The organism is Amycolatopsis silviterrae (assembly GCF_042684085.1).
In the GTDB taxonomy this organism is placed as follows: Bacteria; Actinomycetota; Actinomycetes; order Mycobacteriales; family Pseudonocardiaceae; genus Amycolatopsis; species Amycolatopsis silviterrae.
In genome coordinates, this window is the sequence record NZ_JBHUKS010000027.1 from 289139 (window position 1) to 308295 (window position 19157).

At 70.9% G+C, this 19157-nt stretch carries 18 protein-coding genes; 9 read left to right on the forward strand and 9 right to left on the reverse strand.

Features of this window, described 5'->3' with window-relative positions:
• The 5 genes from ACFSVL_RS35155 to ACFSVL_RS35175 form a co-directional block, all read right to left on the reverse strand.
• Entirely contained in the window at positions 1-900 is a 900-nt protein-coding gene (locus tag ACFSVL_RS35155; RefSeq protein ID WP_378310553.1) for a fumarylacetoacetate hydrolase family protein, read from the reverse strand.
• The gene (locus ACFSVL_RS35160) at positions 897-2075 is read right to left on the reverse strand and encodes a helix-turn-helix domain-containing protein (protein ID WP_378310555.1); all 1179 of its coding nucleotides are present in this window, start codon (positions 2073-2075) and stop codon (positions 897-899) included. The genes ACFSVL_RS35155 and ACFSVL_RS35160 overlap by 4 nt, the downstream gene beginning before the upstream one ends.
• The gene (locus tag ACFSVL_RS35165; RefSeq protein ID WP_378310557.1) at positions 2069-2920 is read right to left on the reverse strand and encodes a polysaccharide deacetylase family protein; all 852 of its coding nucleotides are present in this window, start codon (positions 2918-2920) and stop codon (positions 2069-2071) included. The genes ACFSVL_RS35160 and ACFSVL_RS35165 overlap by 7 nt, the downstream gene beginning before the upstream one ends.
• A complete protein-coding gene (locus ACFSVL_RS35170) occupies positions 2920-4146 on the reverse strand; it encodes a cytochrome P450 (RefSeq protein WP_378310559.1) in 1227 nt (408 codons plus the stop codon). Before ACFSVL_RS35170 ends, ACFSVL_RS35165 begins: the two co-directional genes overlap by 1 nt.
• Before the next feature lie 192 nt (positions 4147-4338).
• Positions 4339-4683 (reverse strand): hypothetical protein, encoded by a 345-nt coding sequence (locus tag ACFSVL_RS35175; protein WP_378310561.1) that lies wholly within the window; start codon positions 4681-4683, stop codon positions 4339-4341.
• Positions 4684-4737: 54 nt separating this feature from the next.
• Between ACFSVL_RS35175 and ACFSVL_RS35180 the strand changes: the two genes are divergently transcribed.
• The 3 genes from ACFSVL_RS35180 to ACFSVL_RS35190 all read left to right on the forward strand — a co-directional run bounded on the left by ACFSVL_RS35180 (position 4738) and on the right by ACFSVL_RS35190 (position 7263).
• Complete coding sequence (locus ACFSVL_RS35180) at positions 4738-5193, forward strand: MarR family winged helix-turn-helix transcriptional regulator (RefSeq protein ID WP_378310562.1); 456 nt, start codon at positions 4738-4740, stop codon at positions 5191-5193.
• A gap of 547 nt (positions 5194-5740) precedes the next feature.
• Positions 5741-6637 carry an NAD(P)H-binding protein gene (locus tag ACFSVL_RS35185; protein ID WP_378310564.1) on the forward strand — a complete coding sequence of 299 codons (897 nt, stop codon included), beginning with the start codon at positions 5741-5743 and terminating at the stop codon, positions 6635-6637.
• Entirely contained in the window at positions 6634-7263 is a 630-nt protein-coding gene (locus ACFSVL_RS35190) for a CPBP family intramembrane glutamic endopeptidase (RefSeq protein WP_378310566.1), read from the forward strand. Before ACFSVL_RS35185 ends, ACFSVL_RS35190 begins: the two co-directional genes overlap by 4 nt.
• Here the strand turns inward: ACFSVL_RS35190 and ACFSVL_RS35195 are convergent.
• On the reverse strand, positions 7159-7791 hold the full coding sequence (locus ACFSVL_RS35195) for a VC0807 family protein (RefSeq protein WP_378310568.1): 633 nt from the start codon (positions 7789-7791) through the stop codon (positions 7159-7161). The two genes, ACFSVL_RS35190 and ACFSVL_RS35195, sit on opposite strands and share 105 nt — an antisense overlap.
• A 223-nt stretch (positions 7792-8014) precedes the next feature.
• On the opposite strand from ACFSVL_RS35195, the gene ACFSVL_RS35200 reads away from it, so the two are divergent.
• From ACFSVL_RS35200 to ACFSVL_RS35210, 3 genes are read left to right on the forward strand one after another with little or no spacing between them, the layout of a single operon-like run.
• Entirely contained in the window at positions 8015-8638 is a 624-nt protein-coding gene (locus ACFSVL_RS35200) for a DUF1453 domain-containing protein (protein ID WP_378310570.1), read from the forward strand.
• Positions 8635-9768 carry a sensor histidine kinase gene (locus tag ACFSVL_RS35205; protein WP_378310572.1) on the forward strand — a complete coding sequence of 378 codons (1134 nt, stop codon included), beginning with the start codon at positions 8635-8637 and terminating at the stop codon, positions 9766-9768. Before ACFSVL_RS35200 ends, ACFSVL_RS35205 begins: the two co-directional genes overlap by 4 nt.
• Positions 9765-10430: a response regulator gene (locus ACFSVL_RS35210; protein ID WP_378310574.1), complete on the forward strand. Its 666-nt coding sequence runs from the start codon at positions 9765-9767 to the stop codon at positions 10428-10430. The genes ACFSVL_RS35205 and ACFSVL_RS35210 overlap by 4 nt, the downstream gene beginning before the upstream one ends.
• Before the next feature lie 52 nt (positions 10431-10482).
• On the opposite strand, the gene ACFSVL_RS35215 is transcribed toward ACFSVL_RS35210, so the two are convergent.
• The 3 genes from ACFSVL_RS35215 to ACFSVL_RS35225 are packed head-to-tail and all read right to left on the reverse strand — an operon-like array spanning position 10483 to position 16096.
• On the reverse strand, positions 10483-11436 hold the full coding sequence (locus tag ACFSVL_RS35215) for a hypothetical protein (protein WP_378310576.1): 954 nt from the start codon (positions 11434-11436) through the stop codon (positions 10483-10485).
• On the reverse strand, positions 11360-12235 hold the full coding sequence (locus ACFSVL_RS35220) for a metal-dependent transcriptional regulator (RefSeq protein WP_378310578.1): 876 nt from the start codon (positions 12233-12235) through the stop codon (positions 11360-11362). The genes ACFSVL_RS35215 and ACFSVL_RS35220 overlap by 77 nt, the downstream gene beginning before the upstream one ends.
• Positions 12236-12280: 45 nt before the next feature.
• Positions 12281-16096, reverse strand: coding sequence for a tetratricopeptide repeat protein (locus tag ACFSVL_RS35225; protein ID WP_378310580.1), 3816 nt, complete (start codon positions 16094-16096; stop codon positions 12281-12283).
• Between the two features lie 318 nt (positions 16097-16414).
• Between ACFSVL_RS35225 and ACFSVL_RS35230 the strand changes: the two genes are divergently transcribed.
• From ACFSVL_RS35230 to vanX, 3 genes are read left to right on the forward strand one after another with little or no spacing between them, the layout of a single operon-like run.
• On the forward strand, positions 16415-17434 hold the full coding sequence (locus ACFSVL_RS35230) for a D-isomer specific 2-hydroxyacid dehydrogenase family protein (RefSeq protein ID WP_378310582.1): 1020 nt from the start codon (positions 16415-16417) through the stop codon (positions 17432-17434).
• Complete coding sequence (vanA, locus tag ACFSVL_RS35235; RefSeq protein ID WP_378310584.1) at positions 17427-18464, forward strand: D-alanine--(R)-lactate ligase; 1038 nt, start codon at positions 17427-17429, stop codon at positions 18462-18464. The genes ACFSVL_RS35230 and vanA overlap by 8 nt, the downstream gene beginning before the upstream one ends.
• Complete coding sequence (gene vanX / locus ACFSVL_RS35240) at positions 18461-19069, forward strand: D-Ala-D-Ala dipeptidase VanX (RefSeq protein ID WP_378310586.1); 609 nt, start codon at positions 18461-18463, stop codon at positions 19067-19069. Before vanA ends, vanX begins: the two co-directional genes overlap by 4 nt.
• Positions 19070-19157 lie beyond the last annotated feature (88 nt).

The following is a 19157-nucleotide window of genomic DNA, read 5'->3' on the forward strand; positions in this document are numbered from 1 at the left end:
TCAGATCCTTTCCAGCAGTGCGTGCGCGACGACGGGCGAGCGCATGCGGCCGAGCCCGTCGATCTCGGCTTCGACGACGTCGCCGTCGGCGAGGAAACAGGGCGGGTCCAGCTGAAAACCGCAGCCGGGCGGCGTGCCGGTCAGCAGAATGTCCCCCGGGCGCAGCGCCATCGACCTGCTGACCGACTCGATCAGCCCGGCGACCCCGACCGCCATGCTCGCGGTGGAATCCTGCTGCCGGAGCTCGCCGTTGACCCACAGCCGCAGACCGGCGCCTGCGGCGGCGAACTCGTCCGGGGTCACCAGCCACGGCCCGGTCGGGCAGAACGACGGCGCTCCCTTCGCCCGCGCGATCTGGAACAGCAGCGGGTGGTCGATGCCCGCGCCGAAGGCGATGTCCCGCGCCGTGACGTCGTTGGCGACCATGTACCCGGCCACGTGTTCCAGGGCTTCGGCGGCCGGAATCCGCTGCCCGCCGCGGCCGATCACCACGGCCAGCTCGACCTCGTAGTCCAGCTGGCGGGTCTCCGGCGGGCAGACGATGGCGTCGGCGGGACCGCACACGCTGCTGGCGGGCTTCAGGAAGACGATCGGTTCGCCGGGCGGCCGCGGCGCGCCGAGCACCTCGTCGCCGTGCGCGGGGTAGTTGAAGCCGATCGCGACGACCGTGCCGGGACGGGGCACCGGCGGCCCGAGCCTCGTCCCGGCCAGCGGCACCAGATCACCTTCGCGAGGCCGGGCGGCCGCGGCTCGCACCAGCGGCTCGGCGGCGGGCCAGCACGACAGGATCTCGCTCCACCCGCCGGCGAACCCGCTGCCGCGCAACGGAAGGAGCGCGTCCGGCCGGACCAGCACCCCCGGTTCCTCGGCGCCGGGCGGCCCGAAACTGACGAGCTTCACGTGGTCCTCCTGGCTTCGGCGACGGCCACGAACGACAGCGCCAATTCGGCGAAGGACCGCACGTCCAGGCCGGTGAGCTGATGCCATCGCGAGAGGCGGTACGAGACGGAGTTCGGGTGCAAAGCGAGCGCGGACCCGGTCCCCCGCAAGGTGAATCCGGACTCGGCGTACGCGACGACGGCGTCGGCGAGGTCGGGCTGCTCGGCGGCGACCCGGCGGGCGGGCTCGACGAGCGGGCCGATGAGCGGCACGAGATCGGGGATCGTGGCCCGGAACCATTCGGCCTCGAACCGGACCGCCGCGCGGCCGCCGGCTTCGGCCAGCCGCAGCGCGCGGGCGGCGTCGCCCATGCTGAGCCGGATTCCGGCCAGCCCCGGCCGGGCCAGCCCGATGCCGAGGGGCTGGTCCTCGCCGCCCACCTCGGCGGCGAGCGCGACGACGTCGTCGACCGCCGCGCCCTGGGACACGACCGTCATCAGGCCCGCCCGCGCGTCGACGTGCAGCACTCCGGTGATCCGCCGGCCCGCGCGTTGCAGCGCGTCCACGGATTCGCGCGGCCACGAGCGATTCCCCGCGACGAGAACGGTGAACTCCCCGTCCGGGTCGAAGGCGAGTTCGCGCAGCACGTCGGCGACGCCCTCGCTCGGCCCGTCCGCGTGCAGGAGGTCGAAAAACCGCGCCCGCGTCTCCCGTTCGTGCTGCTCCCGGCCGCCCTGCTGAGCCACGTAAGCGTCCACCACCGCCTGGCTCATCGCCTGCGACCAGTGCGCCATCGTCCCGACCAGCTCGACCAGCAGCGACTCGGTGGCGAGGTCCGAACGGCGCAGCGCCTCCCACAGCTCCCGGTGCGCGTAATGGAAAGCCGCCAGCACGTCGTACACCGGCATGCCGTAGTAGGCGCGCCGCCGCGCGGAGGCGCGGATCGATTGCAGCACTTCGGGATTCGGCGGCGCCCCGTCGGCGAGGCTGCGCGTCATCGTCGCGTACAGAGACCGGACGTTCCGGAAATGCTCGTCCTCCGGGAGCCGCGCGTACGACGGCAGTTCGGCGCGGATCCGCGCGACCAGCCCGCGCGCCAGCTCGTCCAGCAGCTCCTCGACCGACGCCCAGAACCGGTCTCGCTCCGCGGGCCCGGGCACCGCCGACAACCGCGGCCGGGGCGCCTCGCTCACCATGCCGGCGCCCGGTCGGCGTGCGGCGCGGCGGGGAAGTCCGCCGGACGGTCCCGGACCCAGTCCGCGATCTCGTCGGCCCGGGCGAGCCAGACGCGCTCGTCCGCGGCCAGCCGGTCCACCAGGGCGCCGATCGCCTCGACCCGCTCCGGGCGGTCCTGCCACGGCACGTGGAAAATCAGGCCGACGCACCCGCCGGCGGCCGCCGTGTCGTCCACGATCGCCGCGTACCCGTCGAGCAGCCCGTCCGGGCCGACCGGCTCGTCGCCCGGCGGCACGCGGAGCCGGGTGAAACCGGGAACGTAGTAGGCGCCGTCGACCGCGTGCCAGGGATACGGCAGCAGCGGCAGCCTCGCCGTGCTGCCGACCGTGGTCCCGAAGGCCGTTCCGGCGAGCGAGACGTAGTCGAAACCGTGCTCGGCGAGGAGGTCGATCGAGTGCGGTCCGAGAAGTCCCGCCGGCGGCCTCGCGCCGCGCGGCCGGATGCCGAGCGCGGCGAAGGCGTCCAGGCTCAGCCGGAGCGACTCCTCGATCTCCTCCGCCGTCGACCGGTGCCACGGCTCGTGCAGCCAGCCGTGCCAGCCGACCTCGTGCCCCGCCTCGGCGATCGCGCGCACCGCGTGCGGATAGTGCCGGAAATTCCATGCCTCCACGAAGAAAGTCGCGGAGTACGCATGCGCGGCCAGCATCGTCAGCAACGCGGGGAGTTCTCGCGTCACGCTGTGATGCTGTCCGGTCGGCGCGTCCGGCGGGACCGAGCCGAGCTGGATCTCGGCTGCCTCGCCGAGATGGTCGAACGTGATCGCGACCGCGCAGTCCGCGCCGCCGGGACCCCACCGGCCCGCCATCACCGGCCCCGGGGCGCGATGTCGAGCCGGGAAATCATGGCGAAGGTCAGGTCCGTCGTGCGCGGCGGCGCGTCGTCGCACAGCTCCAGGCCGGGAAGCCGCCGCGGCAGCTCGCGCAGCAGGATCTCTCCCTCCAACCGGGACAGTGGCGCGCCGAGGCAGAAGTGCCCGCCCGCGGTGAACGAAAGATGCCGGTTGTCGGGGCGCCTCAGGTCGAACGCGTCGGGTCGTTCGAACCGCGCCGGATCGCGGTTCGCGGCCGCCAGCCCGAGAAGCAGATGCTCGCCTTCGGGGATCGGCGTGCCGGACAGTTCCAGGCCGGCTCCCGCGTAGCGCCAGACGAAATGCACCGGGGCCTCGAACCGCAGGTTCTCCTCCCACGCCGCCCTCGCGAGCGACGGGTCTTCGGCCAGCGAGCGGAACTGGTCCTTGCCGCTCGCCAGCGCGTAGACCGCGTTCGTCATCGCGACCATCGTCGTGTGGTAGCTGGCCACGAAGAATCCGACCAGGGTCACGACCAGTTCCGTCCTCGAAAGTCGCTCTCCGTCCGCTTCCGCGAGCAAAAGCGCGCCGACCGGGTCGTCCTCGCCGAGCTTGCCGCGCAGCGTATCGACGATGTCGCCGATGTAGTCGAAATAGAACTGCGCGGTCGCGTCGGCCTCCGCGAGCTGTTCCGCGGTGATGTCCCCCTGGCTGAGGACGGCGTTGAGGCCGGGCATGCGCTCCAGGACCGTTCCGGCGTCCTCCGGCGGCGCGTGCAGCAGCCGGCACGCGATCAGCGCCGGGATTTTCATCGCGTACTCCCGCACGAAGTCCACCACGCCGTCACGGCCGGCCAGCTCGTCAAGGCCGCCGACGACGATCTCCTCGACCCACGCCCGCATCCGGTTGACCGAACGCGGCTGGAACGCGGGCGACGCGAGCTTGCGCAGCCGGGTGTGCGCGGGCGCGTCGACGTTCGGGAGGGAGAACCGGTAGAACTCCGCCGCGGGCCCGTCGCCGATGTGCGCGGGGAACTCGCCGGGACACGGCTGCACGGCGTTGGCCGGGGACTTGAGGACCTTCTCGACGTCGGCGTAGCCGGTGAGGAGCCAGGAATCCTGCCCGTTGACGACCGTGCGGGCGACCGGGGAGTCGTTCCGCAGGCGGCGGTAGGCCGCGTGGCGGTCGGCGGCGAAGACCGGGTCCGACGGATCCAGGCGAACGACGTCTGCGGCGTTGGTCATCTCGAAATCCCCTTCGATCTCGCTCGGTCCCCCGAGTGCCGTACCCCGGCAATGCTAAGCAGGGGCGGCTCCCGCGTCATGGGGGAAAACGAGAAGATCGAGGCGGCTGACTGTGACTTGTCACGAAGCCGGACGCCCCGAAGTTTTCTCAGGGCAGAGACGGAAAGCGAGCGATCGGCACCGCGGCAACGCTCACCACAACGCGACCGCGGTGACCACATGCACCACACCCACGACCGAGCTTCCCGCGACCATGCCGCGTTCCCCGCGGAACACCCCGATGCCGACGTCGCCCGCCTGCGCCACCGCGGCCGCGATCAGCACCACCGCACAGACTGGTCCAGACCAGATCAGCGGCACGACCGCGGCCGCGCAGCCCAGCGGCACGGCTCTGACCGCGTACATCCAGCTGTAGAACTTCTCGCCGCTCGTCGGTGCCGCGCTGTGGCTCAGCGCCGCCGGCCGCACTGCCCCTACCACCGCGAAAACGACGCTGACCACCGCGAGCACGGCATTGGCCACCACCAGCACGATCATCGCACTCCTCAACTATTTACAGATTGAACTGTGCACGGATGATAGAGTACCGGTGTGGCGACCGACAGCTCCTTGCCCGGGACCGCGGCGTTCCGGCTCATGGTGCTCGGCACCGACCTGGCGAACGATTTCGCCGCGCACCTGCGCGAGACCGGGCTGACCCCCAAACACCTCGGGGCGCTCGCCATGGTCGAGCAAGGCTTCACCCGGACCCAGGACGACATCGCCCGGCTCATGCGGGTGAGCCCCAGCCTGGTCGTCCGGCTGGCGGACCAGCTGGAGCAGCGCGGCCTCCTCGAACGGCGGCGGGACCCGGCCAACCGGCGCAAGCACCTCCTCACCGTCACCGGGAAGGGGGAATCGCTGCTGTCCGAGATGGGTTCGCTCGCGGCGGCCGTCGACGCGGAACTGGGCGCCCGGCTCGGCGGTCGGCTCAGCGGCCAGCTGGACGAGGCGCTCGCGCAGCTGATGGGCAAGCTCATGGAGGACCGCTCCCGCAAAAGTCCGTGAAGGACTCCTTGAAGGAACTAGATTCCATTGCCAGGAATTTAAGGCGGCGTTGTGGGTGCGGCTGAGGCGTGTTCGCCCAGGCCGAAGCGGCCGGCGGACCGCTGGCTTGCATCGGGGCGACGCGGGCGGCGGGAACTGGGCGTGTCGTCTGCGAGGGGACCCCTGAGGGAATCTGATTCCAATGCCAGGGACTCAAGGCGGGCGCTTGCGAGTGCCGTTGAGGCTCGTCTTGCGGTCGCAGGGGCTGGCCAGGGCCGGTGCCGCCCTTGGCGGGCCGGCTGGCGCGGGGTTTGGTCGTCCGTGAGGGGAACCCTGACGGACTCTGATTCCCCCAGGGTTCCCCTCGCAGACTTGAAGAAACGGTCATACTCACATTAATCGGGCATTTCGCTGACATTTGCGTCCATTATGGACGGTCAGCAAGCCGAGGCCACCCGGCTTAAGTCCCTGGCATGGGAAGTAGATTCCCTCAAGGAGTCCTTCACGGACCTCCGGATCGCGCGTGAAGGGTCTGCGAGCTGGGGTCTGCGCGGCTACGGTCGCAAGCATGCGCGTACTCGTCGCCGGGGCTTCGGGGTTTGTCGGCAGCAGGTTGTGCCCGGTGCTGGCCGAAGCGGGACACGAGGTGCTCGCCATGACCCGTCACCCCGCGAAATACCGCGGCTCCGGCGAGCCGATCCACGGCGACGTCGCCGACATCGGTTCGCTCCGGGACGCCCTCAAGAACGTCGAAGCCGCCTACTACCTCGTGCATTCCCTCGACAGCACGGACTTCCAGCAACGCGACGCCAACGCGGCCCGCGGGTTCGCCCGTGCCGCAGCAGAAGCGGGCGTACGCCGGATCGTGTACCTCGGCGGGCTCGGCGACGACGCCGACTCGCTGTCGGAGCACCTGGCCAGCAGGCGCGAAGTCGAACGGCTGCTGGCGGAGACCGGGGTGCCGGTGACCGTGCTGCGCGCGGGGATCGTCATCGGGCACGGCGGGACGTCGTGGGAGCTGACCCGCCAGCTCGTCGAGCATCTGCCCGCGATGATCACCCCGCGCTGGGTCGGCACGCGCACCCAGCCGATCGCGCTCGCCGACGTCGTCCGCTACCTCGCCGGGGTGCTGGAGCACCCGGAGACCGAGGGCCGGACCTTTGACCTCGGCGGCCCCGAGGTGCTGACCTACCGCGACATGCTGCAGCGCGTCGCGGCGATCGAGGGCAGATTGCTGGTGATCGTGCCGGTCCCGCTGCTCTCGCCCCGGCTGTCGTCCTACTGGCTTTCGCTGGTCACCGACATCGACGCCACGACCGGGCGCGCGCTGATCGACTCGATGGGCAACGAGGTCGTGGTCCGCGACGACGCGATCCGCCGGATCGTCGAGTTCGAGCCGATGGGCTACGACGAGGCCGTGCTGCAAGCGCTGGGCGAACGAGCGAAACAGCGGCGGACCAGGTGAAGGGGTTCCTCGCGGCGGTGACCGCGGCGGGCTCCGGGCTGCTGGGCGCGTCGCTGGCCAGCGAACCCGGGTCCCGCCGGTTCCGCGTCCTGGCCGGGACGGTCGCGGCGACCTGGTTCGCCGGTGCGCGAGCGGCCGGACCGGTGCCGCGCGGTCGTCCGGACGTCGTGCAGCCGGTGCTCGCGGGCGCGGGGGCGTTCGGGGTGTTCTACGGCTGCGCGCTGGTCGCCCGCCGCATCCCGGTGTTGCGCCGCGCGATCACCGGCGTACTCAGCCACGGCTCGACGCCCACCGTGGTGACGACTGCGCTCGTCACCGGTGCGGCGGAAGAAGTTTTCTTCCGTGGCGCGCTTTACGACGCGTTCGGCGCGCGCGGGTCGACAGCGGCGTACGTGCTGTCGACGACCGCGACGCGTAACCCGGCGCTGGTGCTGGCGTCCGCGACCATGGGGACGCTTTTCACGCTGCAGCGCCGCCGCTCCGGCGGGCTGCAGGCACCGATCCTCACGCACCTGACCTGGTCAGCTCTGATGCTGGGCTTCCTGCCGCCGCTGTTCGGCACGCCGCTTGGTCCGCAGAGTCCACCCGATCAGCCCGGCGAAGGCGACGATCAGCAGCACCTGTGACCAGGTCGCCGCCTTGTCGAACGGCAGGGTGTACACGCCCACGATGCGGAGCACCGAGTCGGCGATCAGCCCGGCTCCCCACACCAGGGAGATCTGGTACCACCGGCGGCGCAGAGCCGGATTTTGCGCCGAGGCCTCGAATTCACGCAGCTGTGCACCGCCCGCCGACTGCGCGAAGCGCCGAGCCGCGTAGTACGCGAGAGGACGGTGAAGCACGCAGCTGCCGACTAGGGCCGCGCCGGCGCAGAAGGTGGTCACCGATTCCTTCGCCAGCAGGAACCGCGGGTCGCCGGTGAGGAAGCTCAGCCCGAGGCCAAGGCCGAACATCAGCATCAGGAACGTCGAGAACAGGTCGACCCGGCGCTGCTTCACCGCGACCCAGACGGTCCGCAGTCCCGCGACGACCGTGCCGGCCAGCAGCGCGACGTAGGCGCTCGCGCCGAGCAGCGTGGCCGCGTAGTAGGCGACGACCGGCAGGCCGACGTCCAGGAACAGCGTGAAGATCATCGAGCGGGCGAACTTGGTCATGCCGTACTCCCCGATTTTGGCTTGGTCATTGGGATTCGCGGGGAACGCTACGGTCGCGGCCGGTCGCCGTCTTGCCTCTCCGGAGGTATCCCGGGTGGAGAAATCCAGGGTCCGGGTGGAGGGATTTCTCCACCCGCGGATACCCCTCGCGCCGCAAGACTCCGGCGCTGGTCCGCCGTAGTTTTCTCGGCATCGGAACGGAAGCGAAAGGCAGGAAAAACCCATGAGCGGACCCGTGGAGATCGTCCTGATCGTGGCGGCGGTCGCGTACCTGATGGTGCGGCGGATGATCGGCGAACCGGCGCAGGCCAAGCAGATGCTCATCCTGCCCGCGGTGCTGTCGGTGGTCGGCCTCAGCACGCTGTCCGGCGAAGTGAAGACCCCGGCTTCGATGGCCTTCCTGGTCGGGACCGCGGCGATCAGCGTCGTCCTCGGCATCCTGCGCGGAACCAGCGTGCGGATCACCCGGCGCGACGGCACCGCCTTCGTCCGCTACACCGCGCTCACCGTCGCGTTGTGGGTGGCGAACATCGTGGTCAAGGTCGGCGTGAACCTCGCGCTCGACGCGTTCGACCCGCACGACGCCGGCGGCGTGTCCAACAGCCTGCTGCTCACCCTCGGCCTCGGCATCCTCGCCGAAGGACTGGTCGTGCTCTACCGCGCACTGCGCGCCGGACACCAGGTTATGTGGACCCAGGGCAGCGACGGCGCGCCCGCCAAGACCTCGCCGCTGCTGGACAACATCCAGCGCAACCTCACCGGCCGCACGGCGGAGTGGAACACTCAGTCCGAACGCGACATGTCCAATGGCGACACCCGGCAGGCGAGGAGGAACCTGGTCCCATGAGCACGCCGGACCAGCGGGGCCTCGCCCAGCTCGGGCGGTACCGGGACGAGCTGGTCCAGCCCGCCCTCGTCCTCACCGCGATCGCCTGCACCGCGGTTCAATGGCCGGACGCGCAGATCGCGTACCGGCCATTGGCCTTGCCGCTGTTCGTGCTCACCGCGCTCGCCGCGGTCGCCTCGCTGCTGCCCTGGTCCCGCCTTGCCGAAAACCGGCAGATCGCCGCGATGAGCGCGTACATGCTGTTCAGCGCGCTGCTCATGCCGCTGGCGCACGGCACGTTCGCGGCGATGTTCCCGTTCGTCGCCGCGTCCGCCTCCGGGATCAAGCTCGCGTCCCGCCGGGCCGCGGTGACCATCGCGGCCGCCGGAGCGATCGTCGCGACCAGCACGACCTGGGTGCTCGGGCAGTTGTCGCCGGACCTCGTGGAGTGGCCGGTGTGGGGGACGCTGACGGTGGCGCTGCCGGTCGCGTTCGGCATCTCGCACCGTGACCGTCTCGACGCCATCCGCAACGCCCAGCGCGCCCGCGAGTCCGAGGCCCGCGAGGCCGCGCTCATGGAGCGAGGCCGGATCGCCCGCGAGATCCACGACGTCCTCGGTCACTCGCTCTCCGGGATCGCGCTGCAACTGGACATGGCCGACGCGTTGCGCGACAGCGGCCGCGACGACGAGGCAGCCGCCGCCGTCCGGAAGGCGCGCGCCATCGCGGTCGACTCGATCAGCGAGACCCGCCGCGCGGTGCACGCGCTGCGCGAGGACACCCTGCCGTTGCCGGAGACGTTGCGTCAGCTCGCGGAGAACGGGGGCGCGGACTTCGTGCTCGAAGGCGAGGCCGGCGAGGTCGGCCCGGAGACCACGCACACCGTGGTCCGGGCGGCGCAGGAGGCGATGACCAACGCGGCCAAGTACGCGCCGGGCGCGACCCGCGACCTCCGGCTGGCCTTCACCGCCGAACAGATCAGGCTGACCGTGCACAACGGGCCCGCGACCGAACCCCGCGACGCCGAACTGGCGGACGGCTCCGGAGTCGGGCTCGTCGGCATGCGCGAACGGGCCGCCCTGCTCGGCGGCACCCTGCGAGCAGGACCGGCCGACGGCGGCTGGACCGTGGAACTGGAGCTGCCCCGATGACCCCACCGCCCGACCGCCCGATCACCCTCGTAGTCGCCGACGACCAGGCGACCGTCCGCGAAGCGCTCGCGGTCATGCTCGACCTCGCCGAGGACGTCGACGTCGTGGCGACCGCGACCAACGGCGCCGAAGCCGTCGAAGCCGCGCAGCAGCACCGCCCGGACGTCGTGCTGATGGACCTCAACATGCCGGTGCTGGACGGGGCGGGCGCGACCGCGCGCATCCGCGAAACGCAGCCGGAGACCACGGTGCTCGTGCTGACCACCTTCGACGACGACGCATCGATCCTGGCCGCGCTGCAGGCGGGCGCGAGCGGCTACCTGACCAAAGAGGCCGATCGCACCACCATCCTGCACGCCGTGCGCACCGCGGCACAGGGCCAGGCGGTGCTCTCGCCCGAGGTTCAGCGGCGGCTGCTCGCGCTCGCCGCCAAACCGGCCCCGCGCGCCGAACCGGACCTCGGGCTGACCGCGCGCGAACGGGAAATCCTCGGCCTGATCGGCGACGGCCTGCGCAATCCGGAAATCGCGGCCCGGCTCGTCATCAGCGAGGCCACCGTGAAAACGCACATCAACAACCTTTTCGCCAAAGCCGGTTTCCACTCGCGCGCCGACGCGGTCCGCTACGCGCTCAATCACCAGAACGGCGCAAGCCCGCACTGACCGGGCCGGCCTCGCCGCGGTGGCGCTTCTGGTGGCTGACTTTCGGCGGGCGTCAGCCGGGGATGTCGTCCAGGCTGAGGCGAAACCAGTCGTCCTCGACCAGGACGTGCAGATCCGGGCCGCGCCCGAAGACGAGCGCCGTCTGCGGCACTTCCCGCCCGTCCGGCAGCACGAGCCGATACTCGCCAGCCACCCGGAACCGGTCGTCCTCCAGCACCCCGGAAACCAGCCGGTCGCAGTCCGGCCCGTAACCGCCGTACAACGCGACCCGCGGCTCCCCCACCAGCAGAGCCCCGGCTCCCCGGACGTCGTTGTACCACCCGGTCACGCCGCCGTCGCGGATCCGGAGAACCGGGAAATCGCCGAAGGAACACGTCCACGCGGTGTCGCCGTCGACGTTGAGCGCGTAGCAATCGGAGAGGTGCCCCCACACCTCCTCGGCCAGCTCGGGATACTGCCACTCCAAGGCCAGCCCGGCGGAAAACCGGAGCAGCCCTCGCTCGCCGATCGGCGGCGCGCTGTCCTCCTCGCCCCAGCCGTAGGCGCCGAAGATTCCTTCGTCGAAGTAGCCGACCCAGATCTCTCCGTTCCGGGTGGTCTGCACGTGCCCGATCGCGTCCCCGAAGGTCTGTTCGGCCAGTACCTCGCCCGTGGAGCTGTAGACGATCGCGTTGCGGTCCGCCCCTTCCGGACGCCATTCGCACCGGGCTCCGACGGCGAGCACGCGGCCGTCCGGCAACGGCTGCACCGTCGGATGCGCGAGCCGGAGATGCGGAATCCACGCGACGACCGCCATCTCCGGCGAGTGCACAGTCACCCGCGCCGCCGTCGGACGCGACGCTCGCGCATCCGGGAAACTCGCCCCCTGCGCGCTCGTGACCGGCGTCAGGGCCCGCTGGTCCGCCTCGGCCGACCACAACGTCATCAGCTCACCGGACGGGCCGATCGACGCGGAAACCCACACATCCCCCTGCTGCGGCGGCACGATCCGCGCGTGATGGCGCACGGGAACAGCCGGCAGTGCCAGGACTGTCTCCCGCCGTGCCTCGTTCTTCAGTTCCCACTCGTCCACCCGGATATCGCACCACGCCGGCATCCGCCGGCTCCACTGGATTTCCGCACACCACCACCATCGAGGCCCGCCGCTCGTCCAGCACGACCGAACCGGCCGAACCCGCCACGCGCACCCCGCGATCCGCCTCCTCCGCCAGCCGCACCTCCGTCCCCGGCAGCACCCCAGCGTCCCGCAACTCCCGGAGAAACCCGACGTCGTCCTGAATCCGCTCGCTGATCCGGTACAGCCGGGCCGAACGGCGCCCCGCCCGGACCGCCTCGGTCAGCGTCCGCGTCCCGCGCGGAACCGGCGCGGGCGCGGCGGCGATCCCGAATTCGGCGAGGCCGGGGATCGGAGTCCCGTGTGGACACTGACGAGGACCGCCGCACACCTCGAAAATCCGGCGTGCCACGGCGGCCGACATGACGTGCTCCCACCGGCAGGCCTCGACGTGCAGCTCCTCCCACTCCAGCCCGATCACCTGGTACAGCAGCACTTCCGCCAGCCGGTGCTTGGCCATCACCCGCACCGCGAGCCGCCGTCCTTCCGGGGACAGCGCCAGCTGGCGGTCCGCGTCGAGTTCGAGGAGCCCGTCCCGTTCCAGCCGGGCGACCGTCTGGCTCACCGTGGGCGCGCTTTGCCCGAGCCGGTCCGCGATCCGCGCCCGCCGCGCGACGACGCCGTCCTCCTCCAGCTCGTACGCCGCTTTGAGGTACATCTCGGTGGTGTTGATCAGGCCGTGCGCGGTCACGAAAACCAGGCTGGCAGCTCAACTCGGGTTGAGGTCAAGGCGAAACTACAACGACCGGAGATCGTCCCGGACGGAATCCGCTTCCCAGGACCCGATCCGGTCGAAAATCTCCAGCGCGGCACGCAAAAACTCGCGCGCAGCATCCCGATCGCCGCGGGAAACCGCGCACCGGCCGAGCCCGGCCAAGGCCTGCGCCTCGCCCAGCGGGCTCTTCACCTCGCGGGCCAGCGGCAGCGCGCTCCGGTACCGCGCGTCCGCCTCCTCCGCTTGCCCGGTCTCCAGCAGCAACGCGCCCATGTTGTTCAGCGTCTCGGCTTTGCCGAGCTGGTTGCCCAGCTCCGCGAAGATGTCCAAAGCCTGGGCGTGGCACTTCTCCGCGGCTTCGAGTTCCCCGAGAAGCCGCAGCGCCGCACCGAGTTCGTTGAGCCCGACCCCTTCGCCCAGCCGGTCGCGCAGCGCGCGGGAAATGGCCAGTGCCTCGTTGTGCGCCTCGACCGCTTTCCGGTACTCGCCGGTCATCCGCCAGGCCACGGCGAGACTGTTCAGCGCGAACGATTCGTGGAAACCGTCGCCGAGCCTGCGGAAACCGCCGACCGCGCGGGTGTTCGCGTCGACCGCGCCCGGGAAATCGCCGATCGCCCGCCGCGCGACGCCCAGCTCGTTCCAGGCGTCCGCCTGCCCGAGCGGATCGTCCAGCTCCTCGTAAATGCTCAGCGCGTGCTCGTGCGAATCGACCGCGGCCCGGTAGTCGCCGTCGACCAGGTACAGAATGCCGAGTTCGTTGCGGACGTGCGCTTCCCCGCTGCGGTCCCCGAGTTTCATCGCCATCGCGAGCGCGCGCTGGAAGGCGTCGGCGGCGCCGGGATAGTCGTCGAGACACCGCCGGGCCGAACCGAGCCGGGCGAGCGCGGCCGCCTGCCCGGCCTCGTCCCGGAGCGCGGTGTAGCTCTCCAGCGCGGCGGTGTGCGACGAGGTGGCGGACGCGTAGTCGCCCATGCGCAGCTGCACGTTCCCCAAGTGGTTCAAGGCATGCGCCCGCGCCGCCTCGTCGCTGGTGTGCTCCGCCGCCCGCACCGCGGACTGATGCAGCCGCAGCGCCCGGTCCCACGGCCCGGCGATGTAGAGGAATTTGGCCAGGCACGCGGAAAGGTCGACGACCTGCTGATGCCAGCCGTGCCGGACGGCGTGGTCGGCGCAGGCGAGCAGGTTCACCGTCTCGACGCGCATCCACCGCCACGCCTCGATGCTGCTCGCCACCCGGGTGCCCGCTGCCGGGCGACGGAGCGGGTGGGTTTCGCGGAGCCCGTCGGTGGTGACGTCCTTGGCGATGTGCAAGGCCGCGTCGGCGGCGGTGGCGCAGTAGTAGTCGAACAGCCTGCCGACCGCCCGTTCGGCCTCCCGCTGGTCGTCGTCGTGGCTGAGGTTGCGGGAGAACTCGCGGATCAGGTCGTGCATCCGGTACCGGTCGAACGCCGGTTCTTCGAGCATGTGGTCGTCGTAGAGCGCGCCGAGGTGCGCACCGGCCTCGGCCACCGGGATGTCCGCCATCGCCGCGGTCGCGTGCGCGTCCAGTTCCGGGCCGGGGTGCAGGCCGATGCGGCGGAAGAACCGCTGCTGGCCGGGGCCGAGCTCGCGATAGGACAGATCGAAGGCGGCGGCCACCTCGATGTCCTCCGCGCGCAGCCGGCCGAGCCGGTCGTGCGTCGAGCCCAGTTCGTCCGCCAGGTCCTTCACCGTCCACTGTGGACGGCTGCGGAGCCGCCCCGCCAGCAGGGTCACCGCCAGCGGCAGCCAGCCGCACAGACGCACCACCCGATCGACCGCCTCGCCCTCCTCCGGCCGGATCGGCCGCCCGGACAGCCGCACGAACAGCGCCGCCGCCTCCTCGGCGGGCAGCACGTCCAGCGCCAGCGAAACCGCCCCGTCGAGCGCGGAAAGCCGGCGGCGGCTGGTGATGATCACCAGCGAGCCGTTCGCCGCCGGAAGCAGCGGTTCGACCTGCTGGTGGCTCAACGCGTCGTCCAGGATCAGCAGCGTCCGCTTGTCCGCCAGCCAGTCCCGCCACAGCGCGGCCCGGGCGTCGAGACCGGCCGGCATCTGCTGTGCGGTCACGCCGATCATCGCCAGCAGCGACGCGAGCGCGTCCGCCGGTTCCACCGACCGTTCTCCCGGGGTGTGCCCGTGCAGGCGGAGGAACAGCTGTGCGTCGGGGAACCGTTCGGCGAGCAGGTGGCCCGCGTGCACGGCGAGCGCGGTTTTCCCGACTCCGGCCATGCCGTCGATCGCGTGGATGGCGACCATGCGGCCGGTGTGCACCGCGTCGGTGATCTCCCGGAGCACGTTCTCCAGTTCCGCGGTCCGGCCGGTGAACGCGGGAGCGTCGCGCGGCAGCGTGCGTTTCGCCGGGCGGCCGTCCCGGTCGGCGCGCGGCGAGGCGTAAGCGACGGCCCGCTCGGCGGGGGAATCGGCGACGGCGGGAGCTTCGCGGTAGCCGCGCGAGTAGGCCGGGTCGGCGGGCCAGGGATCTCCGGGCAGGCTCGCCCAGCCGGTCGTGTGGCTTCCCTTGAGCGACACCGGGAAAGGACGGCAGGTCTCCGGGCGGCTGGCCTGGCTGTGCCGCACGACCTCGTCGAAGAACCACGTCGAGACCATCATCGCGAGCACACTGGACGACGCGGCCAGCGCGGCCTTCAGCCCCGGCGTATCGACCAGCCGGAACGCCAGCACCACCGCGTTCGACGTCACGCCGTGCTTGTCGTAGTGGACCTCGCCTGCGTGCACGGCCAGCCGCAGCCGGATCCGCTCCGCCTCGGCGGCGACCCGGTTGTGCACCTCCAGCGTCTCGACGATCGCGCCGGGCAGCGATTCGGTGAACACCGCCTTCGGCACCTCCGGCGGGGCGAGCACCAGCACCCCGTCGCCGCGGTCCTCGTGGTAGCAGGCCTCCCACGGGATGCCCGCTTCCCGGAACGCCCGCCGCAGCGTCTGGTACATCGCGTCCCGGACGGACAGCTGGTGCCGGTTCGTCCGGCTCCGGTCGCTGAACCCTTCGACATCGGCGACCAGAATCGTCCGGTGCACCGCGGCCTGCGCGCGCGGTTCGCCGTTGCCCGGCCCGGGCAGCAGGCCGAGGATGAACCGCTTGACCTGCCCGTAGACGACCGAACCGCGGTTCTCCGGTTTGCCGAGGCCGACGTGGTCGGCCTCCGCCGGAACCGGCCGGACGCCCGGCAGCCCCGGATCGGCCGCGGTCTCGTCCACCACCCGGACCCGGCGGGTCAGGCGGGTTTCGAAGAACGCCTGGGCGGCGATCCCGGACTCGTCCGCCCAATCCCGGTAGCGGCCGGTGAGCTGCCGCAGGTGGTCGAGGTCGCGCCGCAGGTCCTCGACCGCCGGAGTGCCCCGGTACAGCACGCCCAGCGCGTCCACCGCCCGCGCAAGCCCGGCGCCGGTGTGCGGCGTGCCCAGGAAGACGACGCCTTTCGCGGCCTCCGCGAAACACGCGAAATCGGCTCGGCTTTCGGCGGCGTGCACCAGGATTTCCTTCACCAGCAGGCCGCCCACGCTGTGCGCGACGAAGCACATCGGACGCTCGCCGAGGCCGGCGTTCCGCAGCTGGGCCATGAGGTCGACCGCGTGGTCCGGCATCGCTTTCGACGGGCCGCGCCATCCGCTGGACCACGCCTCGCACCCGACGGTCCAGACCGCCACGCCAGCCAGGTCAGCGGCCAGCCACCGCGGCCAGAAGGTGCCGTCGCCGCCGGAGCGCCACGACGCGCGGGCATCGCCGTCCAGCCCGTGGACGAAAACGACGTCCAGAGCCGTCCGGCGCGGGACATGCACTGCCACGACCGCCGTCACTGCCGATCTCCCCTGCGCGTCCGCCTTCCCCGCCCCCAGCGCCCGCCGCCGGCCCGCCGCCTCGAACGACCGGCGGATCGTTCCGTCCGTTCAACGGTCGCACGGTTCGGGGCCGATGTCCAAGAGCGCGAAGCCCGCCGCCAGGACCGCGCGAACGCCCCCGAACCGCGGAAACAGCAGCCCCGCCCCCGGATTCGTCGCGATCATGCCGGAAAACCCCGCCGCCAGTGCGTTTCCCCCGCTGCGACACCCGGATATCGTCCGTGTATCGGAAACCGCATACGCGCTGGCAACATCGCACTGCCTTGACTGGCGGCCATGACCTACCGCGAACCGGCACGCGCCGCGGACCGGCGCGCCGGATCGCTGGCGTCCTCCACCGGGATCACGTTCTACGGCTGCGAGCCCGGCGAAGCCGCCCTGATCCGGGAGGCGGTGTCCCGTTTGGGGGTGACACCGACTGTCACCTCGGCGGCGTTGTCCGAAGCCACCGCCGAACTCGCCGCGGGCAACCGGTGCGTCAGCGTCGGCCACAAAACCCGGATCGCCAACGCCGCCCTGCACGCGCTCAGCCGGGCCGGCGTCCGGTATTTGTCCACCAGGAGCATCGGCTGCAACCATCTCGATCTCGCCTACGCCGAGAAAGTCGGGATTTCGGTGGAAAACGTCGCGTACTCGCCGGACAGCGTGGCCGATTACACCGTCATGCTGATGCTGATGGCGATCCGCAACGCGAAATCGCTCATCCGGCGGACGGACGCGCACGATTACCGGTTGAGCGAGCTGCCGGGGAAAGAATTGCGCGACCTGACCGTGGGCGTCATCGGCACCGGGCGGATCGGCGCGGCGGTCATCGACCGGCTGTGGGGGTTCGGCGGCCAGAAACTGGCATACGACATTCATCCCCGGACGTCGGCCGATTACGTTCCGCTCGACGCTCTGCTGCAGCAAAGCGACATCGTCACCCTGCACACCCCGCTCACCCCGGAAACCCGGCATCTTCTGGACCGGGACCGGATCGAGCAGCTGAAACCCGGCGCGATCGTCGTCAACACCGGCCGCGGCGGGCTGATCGACACCGAGGCTCTCCTGTCCGCTTTGGAAAGCGGCAGGCTGAGCGGCGCGGCACTGGACGTCCTCGAAGGGGAGGAAGGGATGTTCTACGCCGACTGCCGCGGAAAACCGATCGAGCACACGCAGCTGGCGCGGCTGCAGAAACTGCCGAATGTGCTGATCAGCCCGCACACCGCGTACTACACCGACCATGCCCTGCGCGACGCGGTGGAAAACAGCATCCTCAACTGCCTGAACTTCGAAAGCTGGACTACCCATGGCTAAGCTCAAGGTCGGCGTCATTTTCGGCGGGATCTCCGAGGAACACCCGATCTCCGTCAAATCCGCGCGGGAAGTCGCGAAGAACCTCGACCTCGAAAAGTACGAACCGTACTGGATCGGGATCACCGGAAACGGCTCCTGGAAACTGTGCGACGGCCCCGGCGAGGGATGGGAGGACCGGGGCCGCCCGGCGATGCTGTCGCCGGACCGGAGCGTCCACGGCCTCCTCGTGGCGGAGCAGGGCGAGTACGAGCCGGTCCGGCTGGACGTCGTGCTGCCGGTGCTGCACGGCAAGCTCGGCGAGGACGGCGCGATGCAGGGCCTGCTGGAGCTGTCCGGCATCCCGTACGCGGGCTGCGACGTGCAAAGTTCCGCGCTGTGCATGGACAAATCCCTCGCCTACCTGGTCGTGCAGAGCGCGGGCGTGCCGACGCCGGGCTTCTGGGCGGGCACCGTGGACGACGACGTCGACGCGAGCCAGTTCACCTACCCGGTCTTCGTGAAACCGGCCCGGTCCGGTTCGTCGTTCGGCGTCACGAAGGTCTCCCGCGCCGAGGAGCTGCCGGGCGCGATCGCCGTCGCGGGGGAATTCGACGCGAAAATCCTGATCGAGGAAGCGATCACGGGCAGCGAGGTGGGCTGCGCGGTGCTGGGCAACGGCTCGGAGCTGATCGTCGGCGAACCGGACCAGATCCGCCTGTCGCACGGTTTCTTCAAGATCCACCAGGAAGACAGCCCCGAGACCGGCTCCGAAAACTCGACCATCGTCGTCCCCGCGGACATCCCGGCCGAGTCCCGCGACCGCGTCCAGGAGACCGCCCGGACCATCTACCGCGCGCTGGGCTGCGCCGGACTCGCCCGCGTCGACCTGTTCCTGCGGGAGGACGGCTCCACCATGCTGAACGAGGTCAACACCTTCCCCGGCCTGACCTCCTACAGCCGCTACCCGCGGATGATGGCGGCGGCCGGCCTGCCGTTCTCCGAGGTGCTCGACCGGCTGGTGTCGCTGGCGCTGACCGGGAAGCTCCGATGAAGCCCGATTTCGCCTTCCTGGACGAGGCCGCGCCCGGGATCCGATGGGACGCCAAGTACGCCACCTGGGACAATTTCACCGGCAAACCCGTCGACGGCTATGTGGCGAACCGGATCGTCGGCACCCACGCGTTGTGCGCCGCGCTGCAGAGCGCGCAGGAGAAAGCCGCGACACTCGGCTTCGGCCTGCTGATCTGGGACGGCTACCGCCCGCAGCGCGCGGTCGACTGCTTCCTGCGCTGGGCGAAACAGCCCGAAGACGGCCGGAAGAAGCGGCAGCACTACCCGAACCTCAGCCGGACGGAGATGTTCGAAAACGGTTACGTGGCCGCCAAATCCGGCCACACCCGGGGCAGCACGGCCGACTTGACGCTGTATCGCCTGGACACCGGCGAACTCCTCCCGATGGGCGGCGGCTTCGACCTGATGGACACCGTGTCGCACCACGGCGCACCAGGCCTCACCCCGGCCGAGGCGGCGAACCGGCGGCACCTCCGGTCGGTGATGGAGGATTGCGGGTTCGCCGCTTACGAGGCTGAGTGGTGGCATTACACGTTGAGGGACGAGCCTTACCCGGACACGTACTTCGACTTCCTCGTCGCGTAGCGGCACGTCCCCCATGCCGGAGACTTAAGGCGGCGCGGCCCCATGCCTGCCGACTGTCCATAAAGGACTTCAGTGCGACCGGGGTTTG